Source organism: Cohnella nanjingensis (assembly GCF_014212125.1).
Classification (GTDB): domain Bacteria; phylum Bacillota; class Bacilli; order Paenibacillales; family Paenibacillaceae; genus Cohnella; species Cohnella nanjingensis.
In genome coordinates this window covers 12,224-26,444 of the sequence record NZ_JACJVP010000008.1, presented here as the reverse complement: position 1 = coordinate 26,444, position 14,221 = coordinate 12,224, and the positions used below count along the sequence as shown (strand labels likewise).

The following is a 14,221-nucleotide window of genomic DNA, read 5'->3' as shown; positions in this document are numbered from 1 at the left end:
GTGAACCCTCCTTTTTTTACGCAAACAGCGCCGACAGATAAGACGTGTCGTACTCAAGCAAGAACGAGATTTCTTGCGCTGGGGCCGGTGGGGTGAGATAGACGTGGATCGTAACCTTGCCGGCCATCAGGTTCGTAATCGGGTTCTCGGCTTCCAGGAACTCCACACGACCGCCCAGCAACGCCCCGGATGCCGTCAGGCCATTGAGCCAGATGTTGACCGAGTCGGTCACGGCCGCGATCAGACGCTTGTTAAGCGGATCGTCAACCTTTTGCAGGTACGTCAAAATGATGCTGTTGCCGATCCAGTTAAACATGCGCCGGATGGGGATAAAGCTGTCCTTGGGATCCGTCACGCCTGGAAACGCGCTCGTATTGTTGCCCCAGCTCCGCCAGCCGCTCGCCCCGAGATTGACGGCGGTAACGATGCCTAGGCTATTGAGATACGTCGCCTGGTCAATGCCCAGAAACTGGTCCGTTCCGTCAGCCAGCGCTGTGCCGTCGGCTTGCAGTGCCTTGTTGGACGGCGAGGCGTATGGGATGCCGCCATAGCTGGCGTCCGTTTGGGCAATCAAGCCGGCGAGATGGCTGGAATAGTGGTATCGTTTGTCACCCATCGTGAGCATGGGATACGTGGCGATATGCAGAGGACCCGTGTAGTTGTTGCTCGACTTCCACTCCCCCGCCTCCGTGTACGGCTTCGAAGGGTCGATATCCGTGAGGGCCATCGCCTTAAAATTGCCGTTGATGTTACCGGCCTTAGCCTTCATGACGGCAGCAACTGCCGGCAAATGGGACCATCCGGGAGCCACTAGCAGATCAGGCAGAATGCCAAAGCGCGGGTACACTTGATTGACCAGCTCGAAACCTGTATAAGCGCCCAGCGCCGTCACACCGCCGATCACATCGTCCGCACCAGCGGCTTCAGGATTTAGCTTGTCATAGCCGATCTGCAACTGCGTTGCATTAGCTGGGATCTCATCCTTGGTCGTGATAATGACGTGTCCATTGTCGTCGAACGCTGCCGTATAATCGGCAGCCGTGTAGGTCGTGGCGCCATCCGAAGACTTGACGACGAGCGTCGGCAGCAGCACGCCATCCACGGCCAGTGTGGCGACCCGATTGCTGACGGCCACCGCAGTTGGCACGACTTTCGTATTGTGAGTGGCCGGGTCCAAAACGTTGACCAGAATCATCGGCGCTTTGGCGTAGAGCGCAAAATGCGAGTAGATTAGTTCACAGAGTGTATAGTCGGTCCAATTGTCCGAGTAGCCCAGTGCAGCGACGGCCTCCGCATACGTGTATACGAGAACCGGCGTATGGGCCGGCACGCCCGCGGAAGCGAGGTTTACCGGGGCCGTCCCGACTGCGAATGGGATGCCGCTGGTTGCCGTCGTCGGCGCTAGGACCGATGTCGCTTGCTCAATAACGGTAACACCATGATTAAATGCCATTGCTTACGCCTCCTTGCAGTAGATTTTGATAAGCGACGTACTCCGCCGTCCCTGTCTGGACGATCCGGTTCTGTACATCGGCCATGTCGCTGACCGGTACGATCAGCGCCCCAATGTCAGGCTGTTCTTGGATAAGAGGCTGCAGGTAAGCGGGGATGGCGTTCCGGAACACCGTCGACTGCAAGAGTCGGCCCCCCGGGATGTTCGGCCCGAGATAGATCTGGGGTCCCGCCGCGGCGGGGACGCCCGGCTCCGGCGGGGTCGTTGCGGTCTCAGCTCGCTCAGATACATCGAACGATACCTCTTCGACCTTGGTGGACTTTTTGTTGCTCATATCGTCTTAACCTCCTGTCTGATTTGGGGCAAGATCCAGGTAGTTAACGCCTGGCACATCCATTGCGGCTCCGGCTGGTCTTCGAGGAACTTCCACTTCCACTCCGGTTCAATACAATATTTCTTCTCCATGATTCGCTGTCGCATGAGCAAGACCCGCACACGCTCCATCCAATTAAAAACCTCGATAAAACCCGAATCGTCATTGGTCTGGGTCCCAAAGATGAGCTTGATTTGCGTGGTTCCCTCTTCGTTGTCGCTATCCCCCTCCACGGGGCGAATAATGATGTACGGAAACACTGCGTCTTGACGAGCGGCCTCGGTTTGGTTCGGCAGCGCGCCAAGATGGATCACCGGAACAGTTGTGGCGTCGCGAGCTAGTTCCTTGCGTAAAAACGCCTGCAGCGCGAGCATCAGCATGACGGTCGTCATGTCGCTTCACCTCCCGGGCAGCGATCAGGCTCATGCGCTAGACACGTCAGCGTTGAGTCGATATTGCTCTTCGTTGCGTTCCCTGCCAGCGTTGTCATTCTTGGCATTTTGTGGTTCACCTCCTTTCTCGTTAGGCCATCGCATCATGTCCCTCTACTAATAGCAATTTCGTACGGCAACCGTACGGCAAGAATCCCGCAATCCCTTACCCCGTACGGGCTGTAAGGATTTTTTTCTTTGCGCGGTCAACGTAGTCCTGAACCGTCCTTTTGCTCAATTTCAGCGTCTCCGCGATTTTCCCCAGCGAAAGACCATCTACCAGATGCAGCTGCAAGCACGTCATTTCTCTTTGGGATATCGTCCGGATCACCGATAGCGCCTCGTTGCGCTCGTCGTCCGACAATTCGAACCGCTTCCGAGGAGGTTCCTGCAAGCTCGGAAACAAGTCCTCGTCTAGCACGACGCGCCGATTGCTCCGGTATACGCCGCGGCGGTCGGTGCCTCGGGAGAGACCCGGCTGATGTCCTGTCCGCAACCAGTCGATCACCCATGCCATCTCTCTCACCACGCTACCGACCATTGCGGCTTCCGTCGGATCCTTCTCGCTGGCCGCAGCAAGTCTGCGCTGATAGGTTGTCATCTTCCGGCGGCCAATATTGTACTCTTCCGCCATTTTCTCTGCCCACTTCTCCATTCTCCCCACCTCGTCTTTCTATTGCCTCGATCAACTTGTTCATGTACCAGCATGCCAAAGCATGTCTTACTGCTTTAGAAAAGCCTGCGTCTTCTCAGTTCTGAATACATATTATCCATTTAGGATAATTTTGTAAAGAATTATTTATATCCAAAATGGATTATTAGCGATATAAATAGCAACTTTAGGATATTAATTATCCTTATAGAGCTCAAATACTCCTATTTTCTTCGTTTTTCGGCCGTTGCCAGTTTGATTTTTATCCAAATGGGTGATAGTATAGCAATATCGATTCAAGGGGGATGGGCGAAGTGGATTTAGTTCATGACCGAATAAGGAGAGTACGGAGGATTCGAGATTTAACAGGAGCTGAAGTCGCAGAAAGACTCGGGATCTCTACGCAGTACTATTACAACATAGAAAGAGGAAGACGAAAGCTAAGTGCCGAGAATGCGATGAAGTTAGCAGATGTTTTTGACGTCTCCGTCGATTACCTGCTCGGTCAATCTACGCAAGCGATAATTGAAGATAGTATGGAGAAAAAAGGATTAACCCTAACCGACCTTTCTGAAATGACGAAACTGCCTATTGGTTATTTAAAGAACATTGAAAGCATCCAACCGATCGAGCCCGACTATGCCGATATTTCAAGAGTAGCAAAAGCCCTTGAATTGAACCCGAAAGTACTACATGCTGCTCTAGCCCGCCAAGAACCGCCCACATATGATGCCCCCCCCGATCCGAAGAGTTTGGAGGAAATATTTGTGGATGAGGATTTTCCAGGCGAGACAGACTCAAAAGCTGGCAATGCTGCGACACAATCTCCTGTGGAATCCGCTATTCTCGAAGCAATTAACGACCCCCAAATCGGGCTCTTTTTCAAAGATTTCCTCCATGCTCCAGAAGAACGAAAAGCGGAATTAATCCGCTTTTGGAAGTACATTCAGGAAGCGGAAAAAGGTCGAAAGCCTGGTGATCGGCAAGGAGAACCCCCTGATGGCGACGAATAAGAAGCTGGTTGACATCCTGATGGGAGAAGACCACCGCAACGGACAAACGCCCCGAGTGCCAGCGAATGATTTCGGACAGCCTTAAACCTCTAAAAAACTGTTCGACGTCGTTGTTAATCATACACTGGACCAATTCGCCCGCAATCGCTATAACCGCGTGCACCACAAGCGCATCCTAAGGTGTACCGGCGCCCGGTTGGAGAGTGGCTTGGAGCGATTATATAACTCCCCTGAAGGGGCCATCCATCCAGACGACCTATGCCGCGCACTTCGGCTTCATCTGGTCCAAAGCCATGTCCCGGCTGGTTTAAGGCTTCTGTCTTCGTTTGACGCCTCGGCTTCGGCAGGCCTCTCCGTCCTAAGACGGAACGCGCTCCTCCCCCAGCACCGGAATCAATCCCTTTCCAAGTCCAGCCGAGAACCTCTCCCCGGGACTGTCAATAAATCCACATCCTTCCTGTAAAGTGAGAGTCAAATCTCTCTAGGAAGGGTGTATGAATGATGCAAACGCGACAAGCCGGCCATTCGAATCCCGCCGTTCAACTGTTCCAAGCGGAGAAAGCGCTGGTGCTGACCGGCCTGCTAGGCTTTCTGCTCGCGGGGCTCTGTGCGGTTTGGGTATTGCTGTACGGGGGACCGGTCGGACCGGACGGGGATGTCTCGAAGGCCTTCTCCTTCAATGCCGCCATCGGGATCTTTCTGCTGTCGACGGCGATGATCGTACCCTCTTCTGGCTTGGGCCGCAAAGGAAAGACGATTTTTCGAACCGTATACGTCCTGCTGGCGCTGTATTCGTACTTTGCGGAGACGACGCAGAACTCCCGCGGCGTGAACCCCCGCTTCTTGAAGGACGGCGCGTCCTCCTACGATGTCGCGATCGGCTCGATCTTTGCGCTTATAGCGCTGCTCCTCGTCGTCTTCTATCTCTTCTTGGCCGCTCAATACTTGCGCCCCAAGGTCTACGAGCGAAACCCCGTCTGGGTGCTCAGCATCCGCTATGCGATGCTCGCCGTCATGATTTCTTTTGCCGCCGGCATCTTGATCTCCATGCATCAGGGGCGTTACTTCGGCCCGCACGGCAACATCATCTGGCTGCACGGTCTCGGCTTCCACGCCCTGCAGGCGCTCCCCTTCGTCGCTTGGGCGACGGGACGTGCGGGGATGGATGCGCCTGCTCGGCGCGCGATGATCCATCTGTCGGGCGCGGCCTATGTCCTCGGATTGCTCGCGATGGGTTGGCAGACGCTGCTCGGCAACGCCATTCTCTCTTGGTCCTATCTGACGTTCGTTGCGGCCGGCTGCTTCCTCGTCGCGCTGGTACCGGTCGCGCTCTCCTTGCTGCGCCGTCCCGCCCAGCGGTCGGAGGCTGCCTGAGCCCTGCACTGGCCTCCCCTCCAAAAAAAAGACTGCCCAAAGGCCTTAAAGGCATAGGGCAGTCTTCGTTGCTGCGCTGGTCTGGATGATATGCCACCGATTCAAACCAACAGCTCAACCCAGCGCCGGAAGCTCTTCTTCAGCTAGGTTTTGAACGGGATAGTCGAGCATGGCCCACAGCCTGTTCATCACATTGTCGCTCTGTACGCCGCCCTTAAACCCGGTTGAAGTCGTCACTACCCCATTCGTATAGACATAGATAAGGTTGGAACCATCGGTCTTGTTGATTTTAAAGGTATAGTTTCCGTCTAATGGCCTCGCATGACCGTTTGGTTTCATTTTGCTCAATTGGTTGAATACTTCAACGATATCTTGCTGTTCGTTTATATACATCACTTGAACTTCCGAATCGAGAGAAGCTGAACTAGACGCATTATAAAATTCCACGCTGACAGCCTCATTGGGCTGGATGGATACAATCCTTGTATCTCTTCCTGCCCAGATGCTAATGAATACAATTGCAACAACGCCGATCATTCCTGCAAAATAGTACTTTTTCACGTGATCTTCCACCTGCCCTATTAACAGCCATTTTACTACGAAAGCCACTCCTGCTCCAGCTTGTATGGAAGAAATGAAAAATGACTCTCGGAGGAGAGTCATTTTTCATTTGCCGTGCATAGGGAAGTGCAGTCTCGGGCAGATCGCTCAAAAGGATACCCGCAAAGCGCTGTGCGCTAAGCGCCATCCTTGCGATCGTTGCGGTCCGCCGGACCGGCCCACAGGCCGTCCGCTATGCGCCGCCAATCCGGGAGCGACAGCTCCTGCTCCCGCCGAGCCCAGCCGGCCTGCATGCGGCGCTGGACTTCGTCCCACGAGGGCACGCCGCTCACCGCGTCCGCGCGCTCGACGTTGCACGCGCCGACCGCGACCGCGCCGTTCAGCACCGCTTCGGGCGTCTCCCCGTGCCGCAGCAGCCCGGTCAGGAAGCCGGCGATCGTGCAGTCGCCCGCGCCCGTCGTGCCGACCGCGGTGACCTGGTAGCACGTGGCCAGCAGTTCGCGGTCCAGCCAGCGATCGGACGGCCGAGGCGCGCCCCGGCCCATCCGCGCGAGCCGGTCGGGGTCGGCGGTCGTGCGCAGATAGAGGCCATGCTCGCCCAGCTTCAGCACGACGACGGCCGCGCCCATGGCGATCAGCTCGTCCGCCAGCGAACGGAGGAGCGCGCCGTCCGCGTGGTGGAGCAGCTCCGCCGCTCCATGCCGCTGCGCCATCGCCTCATACTGTTCCTTGCGCAGCATGTACAGGATCTCTTCCAGGCTGGGCAGGAAGAGATCGACGCCCGGCAGCGCCCGCCGCAGGATCGTCGGCCAATCCGCCCGTCCCGCTTCCGAATCCGGGTCCGGTCTGGCGAGATCCACGGACACGGTCGCCCCGCTCGCCTTGACCCGCGCAAGCAGCTCCTCGAGCTCCGCGCCCGCGTTCGCGTACATCCGGCGCATGAGCGGCGGATAGCCGAAGTGGAACAGCTTCGCCCGATCTATCGCCTCGAACGCCAGATCATCCGCCGCGAACGTGTCGTTCGCGCCCGTGCAGTGCAGGAAGATCCGGTCCGTCTCCGGCGGACTGACCACGACCGTATAGGACGTATGCTCGCCCGGAGAGCGGATCATCCCCTCCGCCAGCGCCTCGTCGTAGCTGCGCAGGGTGTCGAGCACGGCTCCGCCGAACAGGTCGTCGCCGACCTTGCCCATCAGACTCACGCGCACGCCGAGACGATGCAGGGCGAGCCCCGTGTTGGAGACGGCGCCACCCGTGCCGATATGCGCAGGCCCGACGAGCGCCAGCTTGCCCGGAACCAAGGTCGCCTCGATCCCCTGGTTCGTCCCGTCCATCCGCGGCAGGATATCCAGACAGATATGCCCGGCTACCACGACATCCGGTGCCTGAGTCCCCACTTCAGTCCCTCCAATCGATCGTCACGGTCTCGCCCGTGCGCTGCGACGCCAGCGCGGCGGTGAACACGCGATGGCTGCCGGCCGCCTCCGCCGGCGTTGCGCAGCGGAACGGCTGCGTCATCGAATCCCGGTTCGCGAGCTCGTCGCAGAACGCCGCCCACATCTGAAGGATGGAGTCGGAGAATCCGAATTCGAAGATGCCGCCCGTGATCGTCTCGTAGGCCGAGCGATACGGCGCGTCGATGACGTGCCAGGCCTGCGGGCCGCCCGGTTCATACGGCAGCGAGGCGACCTGCTTCGGATTCTTCGTCGTGAACTCGGCCGAAAACGCCGTGCCTTGGATGCGGATGAACCAGGTATTGGCATGGCCGGGCGCGATCCGCTTCATGGAGAGCATCATCGGGAACTGCTGCGCGCCGGTATCGACGTCGCAGGCGAGAATGGCGTTGTCCCAAGTCTCGCATGGAGCCTCGCCGCCCTTGCCGTCCGGACGCTCGGACACGATCTGGCTCAGCAGCGCGCGGACGCTGCGCGGCTGCCATCCGAAGCGGAGCGGCAGATGCAGGACGTGCATGCCGAGGTCGCCCATGCAGCCGTATTCGCCGTTCGTCCCGATCCGGCGCTTCCAATTGATCGGCTTGGTCGGATCGAGATCGCTGGAGTGCCAGAACCCGGCTTCCACTTCGATAATCCGGCCGAAGCGCCCCTCGTTCACCCATTGGACGATCTGCTGCGCGCCCGGGAAGAACGGGAACTCCGACGAGCAGCGCACGAGTACGTCCGGCCGTTCGCCGAGCGCCGCCGCGATCTTGGCGTTGGCGTCCGCGTCGATGCCGAACGGCTTCTCGCCCAGCAGATGCTTGCCCGCCCGGATGATATCCACGTAGAGCTGCGCGTGCAGATTGTGCGGCACGGCACAGTAGACGGCATCGACATCCGGGTCTTCGAGCAGCTCCCGGTAGTCGGCGTAGACGCCCTTGACGCTAGGGATGTTCTGCTGGAACCAAGCCGTCGCCGCCGGGTTCGCGTCGCACACGGCCACGATCTGCGGCTCGACGTTCACGTTGGTCAGATGCAGCCAGCGCGCCGCCGCGCTGGCGAATTCCTTGCCCATAAGGCCGCAGCCGATGATGCCGAAACGGATCGTCTTCTTCGCCATGCCTAAGCCCCCTCCCCGTTCAGCAGCGCCAACGCTTCGACCGCCGTTGCGCCGTGATGGACGATCGCCATCAGCGCCCGCGTCATGCCCGCCGGATTCGGATGCTGGATCACGTTGCGCCCGTAGACGATGCCGGACGCGCCTTGATTCATCAGCTCCACCGTCCGGTGCACGATCTCTTCATCGCTCGCGCGGCCGCCGCCCCGGACGAGGACCGGGACGCCGGAGGCCGTCTCGATGACGCGGTGATATTCGGAGACGTCGTCGCACGGATCGGCCTTGATGACGTCGGCGCCCAGCTCCACGCCCTGCCGGACGAGCGCCAGAATCTTGCGGATGTCGCCATCTACCATGTAACCGCCCTTGACTTCGTTCGGGAGCATGACGAGCGGCTCGACCATCAGCGGCATGCCGTACTCCTCGCATTTGCGGCGGAGCAGGGAGACGTTGCGGACGCATTGGTGGTGAAGCTCGGGCTGTCCGGGGAGCAGCAGCAGGTTCACGCAGACCGCGACCGCGTCCAGGCGAACCGCCTGCTCCACCGCTTCGTCGATCAACTCGCTGAAGAGGAACCGAGGCAGCTCGGTGCCGTAAATGTTCGCCGCGTCGGTACGCAGCACGAGACCGGGCTTGCGTTTGCCCGGAATGGCCTGCAGATGCCGCGCTTGACCGGCGCTTAGCTGGATGCAATCGGGATTCGCGTCCACGATCGTGGCGATCGCGCGCGGCATATCCTCAATTCCCGCCAGGAACGAATATTCATTAAAGAAACCGTGATCGATCGCGACATCAAAACATTTGCCCTGCTCGCTGAACATCCGGTTCAGCCTAGGTTTGGTGCTGCTGCTGGACAACCCGATCATCCCTTTCATGTTATATACAAACATATATATGTTTGTTTTAAACATTACTATACGGCACGGATACGGTTTTGTCGATGCTTTTGTTCAAAAAGATCATATTAGTTCATTTGGGACGAACCACATTCGCGGACGAATACCTCGCTCGATGGTTCCCTCACCGCACGGGCATCCGTTTTGCGCTCCGCGCTGCCGGCGTTCAGTCCATGCCGTCGCAGTCGTCGTTCGCCCTCACTATCGACGCTTCTCTCCATGAAGGTTCACTCGCAGACGATCCACTCCACCGCAGCTTCTTCCAGCGCCTGACGCACCTCGCCGGTCCGTTCGTCCATCGTATCCGTGAACAGCCGGTCGGCCCGGGACAATTCGGCGAACGAAAACAAGTCCTGCATGCCCCACTTGGAGCGGTCGGCGACGATATTAATCTCCTTCGCGCGGGCGATGGCGACCCGCTTGATCTCCGCTTCGTACATGTTCGAGTTGCTGAAGCCGTGCAGCGGCGTGATCCCGGTCGCGCCAAGGAAGATGCGGTCGAACGCCATCTTGGACAGCGTATCCGCGCACACGGGACCGATGAGCGTCGAGGTCGTGTCGAGCAGCATGCCGCCCGAGACGAGAGTCGGGATCTTCTTGTCCATGAGCTCGGCGGCGAGATTAATGGCATTCGTGACGACCGTAATCCGCATCTCCGGCGGCAGGTGGCGGACGAGCTGCAGCGTCGTCGTCCCCCCGTCGATGAAGACGGCGTCCCCCGGCTGAACGCTTTCCGCCGCGATTTTGCCGATCTTCGCTTTCTCGGCGGTATGCACGCCGGTACGGTCCGAGAACGCGACGTCCCTCGTCACCATGATGGCGCCGCCGAACGTACGCTTCACCTTGCCCGTCTGCTCCAGCTTCTCCAGATCCCGCCGGATCGTCATCTCCGTGACGCCGAACTGCGCCTTGAGATCCGGCACCCGGACATCGCCCGTCTGCTCGAGGAGCGCCAGCATGCGTTGCTGGCGTTCGTTCAACCTTTGCGTGCTGCTCATATCGGTCCTCCTAGAGAATCCCATGTTCAAAATGAACAGATTGTTCGTTCCTTTTTTACATTGTAAAAAAACTCCTCCCATCTGTCCATTCCGCGTCTCAGGCAGCCGTAACGCATCCGCACCCTGTAACGATAAAAAGTATCGTTACAGCGACAGCCTCAGCCCATCCGCACCCTGTAACGATAAAATGTATCGTTACAGCAACATCCGCAGCTCATCCGCACCCTGTAACGATAAAAAGTATCGTTACAGCGACAGCCGCAGCCCATCCGCACTCTGTAACGATAAAATGTATCGTTACAGCGACAGCCACAGCCCATCCGACACCTGTAACGATAAAATGTATCGTTACAGCGACAGCCGCAGCCCATCCGCACCCTGTAGCGATAAAATGTATCGTTACAGCAACAATCTCGGCGCATCCGCACCCTGTAACGATAAAATGTATCGTTACAGCGACAGCCGCAGCCCATCCGCACCCTGTAACGATAAAATGTATCGTTACAGCGAAAATCGCGCCGCATCAGCACCCTGTAACGATAAAATGTATCGTTACAGCAACAGTCGCATCCGCCTGTAAGCACGCAATACAAAAACCCAGAGCGCAATCGCTCCGGGTCCTGCACCAACACGCTTTGCTTTTTGCTCTACGCTTTACGCTTTACGCTTTACGCTTTACGCTTTACGCTTTACGCTTTACGCTTTACGCTTTACGCTCTACGCTCTATCCGCTAACCTCGACTCTCTATGCCCCACGCCCCTCAAGGGTTGGCCATCAACCCTTCGATTTCTTTGACGGCCTTCGCCAGATCTCCGTCTCCTTGCAGCGGGAGGGCCAGCTTCTGCGGGATGAACTCCCACATCAGGCGGTCCCTGCCGTCGCTCCATGCGGACGGGATCGCTTTGGCCTGCGCGTCCAGGAACAGCTGTTTGAGATCGGCCATATCGCCGGCCAGATAGGCTTGCGCCGCGAGCTTGTTCGCCGGGATGCCGTCGTTCAGCTTCGCCATTTCCGTCTGGCCTTCTTCGCCCGACAGCCAGCTCAGCAGCTTCCACGCCGCGGCTTCCTTCTTGGTGAACGGGCTCATCGCGTAGCCCGCCGGCTGCACGACCGTCTGCACTTCCTTGAACTTCGGCGGCAGCGCCGCGCCGAACTTGAACGAGGCGGTCGCGAAGTCGGTCGCGCTCCAACTGCCTCCGAAGGCCATGGCGAACTTGCCCGTGCCGAACGCGAGGATCGGATTGCCGCCCATCCCTTGAATCGTGCTGGTCTTCGGATTGACATGGTACTTCGCCGTCAGGTCGCGGAAGAACTCCAGCACCTGCGTCGCTTCCGGCGTGTTCAGCGCCAGCTTGCCGCCGTCATCGACGAGGCGCGCGCCGTTGGACCAGAGCTGCGGCTCGAGCACCGCATCGGCCATGCCGGCGGCATCGGCGACGATGCCCCATTGCTTGATCTTGTTCGCGTCGAAGCCCGCGCTGTCCGCCGTGTTGCCTTTCTCGTCCACCGTCAGCTTCTTGGCGATTTCCAGCACCTGGTCCCACGCCATGCCGTTCTCCGGATAAGGCAGCTTCGCGGCGTCGAACAGATCCTTGTTGTAATACAGAACGACCGTGTTCGCGTCGCGCGGCAGCGACACCTGCTTGCCACCGCTCTGGTGCATCGCGAGCAGCGGCGCTTCGAACTGGCCGGCGACGTCGAAGCCGTTCGCGGAGATGAGCGAATCCAGCTCCTTCATGGCGCCCAGTTTGGCGTATTTGTCCACGTAGGCGAAGCTCATCTTGTACACGTCGGGCAAGTCCTTGGACGCCGCTTGGGTCGTGATCCAGGTCCAGTAGCTGCCCCAGTCCTTGTAGACCAGCTTCACCTTGATATTCGGATTTTTCTGCGTGAAGATGTCGAGCAGCTTCTGCGTCGCGGCCACCTGTTCGGCGGTCCCCCATTGGGCGAACGTCAGCTCGACGTTCTCCTCGCTTGACGCCGGCTGGCTCGCCGACGGGCTAGCCGATGCGCCGGCCGACCCTTCCGCCGAAGCCTTCGGACTTGCGCTTTCCCCGTTGCCGCCGTCTTTCCCGCATGCCGCCAGCATCAACGCCATCGCGGCGAACACCAATCCCCATTTTTTCATCTTCGGTCGACTCCCCCATCATTAAGATAGACAAACAACTGCGTACGATCGATTCCTTAGCCTTTCGTGCCGGTCAGGACCACCCCTTCCGTGAAGTAGCGCTGCGCGAAGAGATAGAGGATCGCGATCGGCAGCAGGCTGATCATCGACCCCGCGGCCAGCGCGGGCAGGTCTTGCGATTGGGTGCCGATGAGCAGCTGCAGGCCGATGATGAACGTGTATTTCTCCGCGGTCTGCAGGAAGAGAAAGGGCGAGAAGAAGTCCGCCCAGGAGAACACGAAAGCGAAGATGGCGCCGGTCATCAGGACGGGGACGGAGAGCGGCAGCAGGATCCGGGTATACACGGTCCAGGACGTGCCTCCGTCGATATAGGTCGCTTCGTCCAGCTCCCGGGGCACCGTCAGGAAGAACTGCCGGAACAGGAAGACGTAGAAAGCGCCCGCCAGATAGGAAGGTACGATCAGCGGCAGCCACGTATCGTACCAGCCGATGTTCTTGTAGATCAGGTACAGCGGGATCAGCGTGGTCTGGTAGGGAATCATCATCGTCGCCATGAGCACGATGAACAGCGCGTTCTTCGATCTCGCCTGCGTCCGGGCGAAGCCGAAGGCGACGAGCGAGCCGGACAGCACCGTGCCGATGGCCACGAGCACCGCGATCAAAAGCGAATTGCCGAGCCAATGCCAAGCCAGCGGCAGCGAGCGGAACAGCCGGGAGAACGCCTCGGTCGTGACGGGATCGGGAATCCACCTCGGGGGAAATTCAAGCGACTGGCCTTGCGTCTTCAGCATCGTCGAGACGAGCCACAGCAGCGGACCGATGAAGACGGCCAAGCCGATCAGCAGCAGGAGGTATTGCAGGAGAGCGGTCGCCCTCGCGTTCGATCGGCTCATCGGTTGTCGCCTCCTTCGTAGTACACCCAGCGCCGGGAGGTAGCCAAGACGACGACCGTGATGACGAGGATGATGAGCGTGAGAATCCAGGATTGCGCCATGGCGAGTCCGAACTTAAAGTCGCGGAACCCGGTGTTGTATGTGTTCAGCATGTACGTCGACGAAGCGTAATTGGGTCCGCCCTTGTTCAACAGGTACGCTTCCGTGAACAGCTGGAAGTTCGCGATCATCTGCATCACGAGCGAGAACAGGATCGCCGGGGTGATCATCGGCAGCGTGATGACGAAGAACGAGCGGATCTTGCCGGCGCCGTCCATCGTGGCCGCTTCGTACAGGTGCCGCGGCACGCCCTTCAGCGCGGCGAGGAAGATCAGGATGCCGCTGCCGGCCGCCCACATGTTCATCAGCACGATGATGGGCTTCGCGAACGCTTCCTTCTCCAGCCAACCGATCTTGGCGATGCCGAACCAGTCCAGCGCATGGTTGACGATGCCGTAATCCGTGCTGAAGATCAGCCGGAAGATCATGACCGTCGCGATCATCGGCACGAGGTAGGGCAAGTAGTAGAACGTCCGGAACAAGGATACGCCCCGTCTCGGCACGTTCAGGAGCGAGGAGACGAGAATCTGGAACAGCAGGTTGCACGGCACGCCGATGAAGACGAAGAACAGCGTGTTGCGCAGGCTCTTCAGGTAGATCGGATCCTCGAACAATCTGCTGTAGTTGCTCCAGCCGACCGAGTGGGGCGGCTTGATCGCGTTGTAGTCGGTGAAGCTGTAGACCATGGATGCGCCGGCCGGCACGAGGAAGAAGAGCAGGAAGCCGACAAGCCATGGCAGGATGTAGCCCAGAAACTTCAGTTCCTCACGCATTTGCGATCGCAAAGGGGGAATCC

At 58.7% G+C, this 14,221-nt stretch carries 15 protein-coding genes; 3 read left to right on the top strand and 12 right to left on the bottom strand.

The features are described 5' to 3' along the window. Positions 1-16: 16 nt before the first annotated feature. The 4 genes from H7C19_RS07350 to H7C19_RS07335 form a co-directional block, all read right to left on the bottom strand. Positions 17-1,453 carry a phage tail sheath family protein gene (locus H7C19_RS07350; RefSeq protein WP_185141945.1) on the bottom strand — a complete coding sequence of 479 codons (1,437 nt, stop codon included), beginning with the start codon at positions 1,451-1,453 and terminating at the stop codon, positions 17-19. Further along, positions 1,443-1,787: a hypothetical protein gene (locus tag H7C19_RS07345; protein WP_185141944.1), complete on the bottom strand. Its 345-nt coding sequence runs from the start codon at positions 1,785-1,787 to the stop codon at positions 1,443-1,445. Before H7C19_RS07345 ends, H7C19_RS07350 begins: the two co-directional genes overlap by 11 nt. Next, positions 1,784-2,218 (bottom strand): hypothetical protein, encoded by a 435-nt coding sequence (locus H7C19_RS07340; RefSeq protein ID WP_185141943.1) that lies wholly within the window; start codon positions 2,216-2,218, stop codon positions 1,784-1,786. Before H7C19_RS07340 ends, H7C19_RS07345 begins: the two co-directional genes overlap by 4 nt. A gap of 205 nt (positions 2,219-2,423) precedes the next feature. Beyond that, complete coding sequence (locus H7C19_RS07335) at positions 2,424-2,891, bottom strand: LuxR C-terminal-related transcriptional regulator (protein WP_185141942.1); 468 nt, start codon at positions 2,889-2,891, stop codon at positions 2,424-2,426. Between the two features lie 323 nt (positions 2,892-3,214). On the opposite strand from H7C19_RS07335, the gene H7C19_RS07330 reads away from it, so the two are divergent. Next, on the top strand, positions 3,215-3,922 hold the full coding sequence (locus tag H7C19_RS07330; protein WP_185141941.1) for a helix-turn-helix transcriptional regulator: 708 nt from the start codon (positions 3,215-3,217) through the stop codon (positions 3,920-3,922). A gap of 498 nt (positions 3,923-4,420) precedes the next feature. Next, entirely contained in the window at positions 4,421-5,296 is an 876-nt protein-coding gene (locus H7C19_RS07325; RefSeq protein WP_246469360.1) for a hypothetical protein, read from the top strand. A gap of 114 nt (positions 5,297-5,410) precedes the next feature. Here the strand turns inward: H7C19_RS07325 and H7C19_RS07320 are convergent, their stop codons facing one another. The 5 genes from H7C19_RS07320 to H7C19_RS07300 all read right to left on the bottom strand — a co-directional run bounded on the left by H7C19_RS07320 (position 5,411) and on the right by H7C19_RS07300 (position 10,304). Next, positions 5,411-5,857 (bottom strand): hypothetical protein, encoded by a 447-nt coding sequence (locus H7C19_RS07320; protein WP_185141940.1) that lies wholly within the window; start codon positions 5,855-5,857, stop codon positions 5,411-5,413. A gap of 176 nt (positions 5,858-6,033) precedes the next feature. Next, the gene (locus H7C19_RS07315) at positions 6,034-7,254 is read right to left on the bottom strand and encodes a carbohydrate kinase family protein (protein WP_313731457.1); all 1,221 of its coding nucleotides are present in this window, start codon (positions 7,252-7,254) and stop codon (positions 6,034-6,036) included. Between the two features lies 1 nt (position 7,255). Continuing rightward, positions 7,256-8,413 (bottom strand): Gfo/Idh/MocA family protein, encoded by a 1,158-nt coding sequence (locus H7C19_RS07310; RefSeq protein WP_185141939.1) that lies wholly within the window; start codon positions 8,411-8,413, stop codon positions 7,256-7,258. A gap of 2 nt (positions 8,414-8,415) precedes the next feature. After that, positions 8,416-9,267 (bottom strand): class I fructose-bisphosphate aldolase, encoded by an 852-nt coding sequence (locus H7C19_RS07305; RefSeq protein WP_246469359.1) that lies wholly within the window; start codon positions 9,265-9,267, stop codon positions 8,416-8,418. Between the two features lie 266 nt (positions 9,268-9,533). Next, positions 9,534-10,304 carry a DeoR/GlpR family DNA-binding transcription regulator gene (locus H7C19_RS07300; protein WP_185141938.1) on the bottom strand — a complete coding sequence of 257 codons (771 nt, stop codon included), beginning with the start codon at positions 10,302-10,304 and terminating at the stop codon, positions 9,534-9,536. 31 nt (positions 10,305-10,335) lie between these two features. Between H7C19_RS07300 and H7C19_RS07295 the strand changes: the two genes are divergently transcribed. Beyond that, the gene (locus tag H7C19_RS07295) at positions 10,336-10,884 is read left to right on the top strand and encodes a hypothetical protein (RefSeq protein WP_221469096.1); all 549 of its coding nucleotides are present in this window, start codon (positions 10,336-10,338) and stop codon (positions 10,882-10,884) included. Between the two features lie 181 nt (positions 10,885-11,065). On the opposite strand, the gene H7C19_RS07290 is transcribed toward H7C19_RS07295, so the two are convergent. From H7C19_RS07290 to H7C19_RS07280, 3 genes are read right to left on the bottom strand one after another with little or no spacing between them, the layout of a single operon-like run. After that, positions 11,066-12,433 (bottom strand): ABC transporter substrate-binding protein, encoded by a 1,368-nt coding sequence (locus H7C19_RS07290; protein WP_185141936.1) that lies wholly within the window; start codon positions 12,431-12,433, stop codon positions 11,066-11,068. A 56-nt stretch (positions 12,434-12,489) separates the two neighbouring features. Beyond that, entirely contained in the window at positions 12,490-13,326 is an 837-nt protein-coding gene (locus H7C19_RS07285) for a carbohydrate ABC transporter permease (RefSeq protein WP_185141935.1), read from the bottom strand. Then, positions 13,323-14,198, bottom strand: coding sequence for a carbohydrate ABC transporter permease (locus H7C19_RS07280; RefSeq protein WP_185142016.1), 876 nt, complete (start codon positions 14,196-14,198; stop codon positions 13,323-13,325). The genes H7C19_RS07285 and H7C19_RS07280 overlap by 4 nt, the downstream gene beginning before the upstream one ends. Positions 14,199-14,221 lie beyond the last annotated feature (23 nt).

Coding starts and splice junctions, on each gene's coding strand:
- H7C19_RS07350 (WP_185141945.1), bottom strand. CDS start 1,453: ATGGCATTTAATCATGGTGTTACCGTTATTGAGCAAGCGACATCGGTC.
- H7C19_RS07345 (WP_185141944.1), bottom strand. CDS start 1,787: ATGAGCAACAAAAAGTCCACCAAGGTCGAAGAGGTATCGTTCGATGTA.
- H7C19_RS07340 (WP_185141943.1), bottom strand. CDS start 2,218: ATGACGACCGTCATGCTGATGCTCGCGCTGCAGGCGTTTTTACGCAAG.
- H7C19_RS07335 (WP_185141942.1), bottom strand. CDS start 2,891: ATGGCGGAAGAGTACAATATTGGCCGCCGGAAGATGACAACCTATCAG.
- H7C19_RS07330 (WP_185141941.1), top strand. CDS start 3,215: ATGGGCGAAGTGGATTTAGTTCATGACCGAATAAGGAGAGTACGGAGG.
- H7C19_RS07325 (WP_246469360.1), top strand. CDS start 4,421: ATGATGCAAACGCGACAAGCCGGCCATTCGAATCCCGCCGTTCAACTG.
- H7C19_RS07310 (WP_185141939.1), bottom strand. CDS start 8,413: ATGGCGAAGAAGACGATCCGTTTCGGCATCATCGGCTGCGGCCTTATG.
- H7C19_RS07300 (WP_185141938.1), bottom strand. CDS start 10,304: ATGAGCAGCACGCAAAGGTTGAACGAACGCCAGCAACGCATGCTGGCG.
- H7C19_RS07295 (WP_221469096.1), top strand. CDS start 10,336: ATGAACAGATTGTTCGTTCCTTTTTTACATTGTAAAAAAACTCCTCCC.
- H7C19_RS07290 (WP_185141936.1), bottom strand. CDS start 12,433: ATGAAAAAATGGGGATTGGTGTTCGCCGCGATGGCGTTGATGCTGGCG.
- H7C19_RS07285 (WP_185141935.1), bottom strand. CDS start 13,326: ATGAGCCGATCGAACGCGAGGGCGACCGCTCTCCTGCAATACCTCCTG.
- H7C19_RS07280 (WP_185142016.1), bottom strand. CDS start 14,198: ATGCGTGAGGAACTGAAGTTTCTGGGCTACATCCTGCCATGGCTTGTC.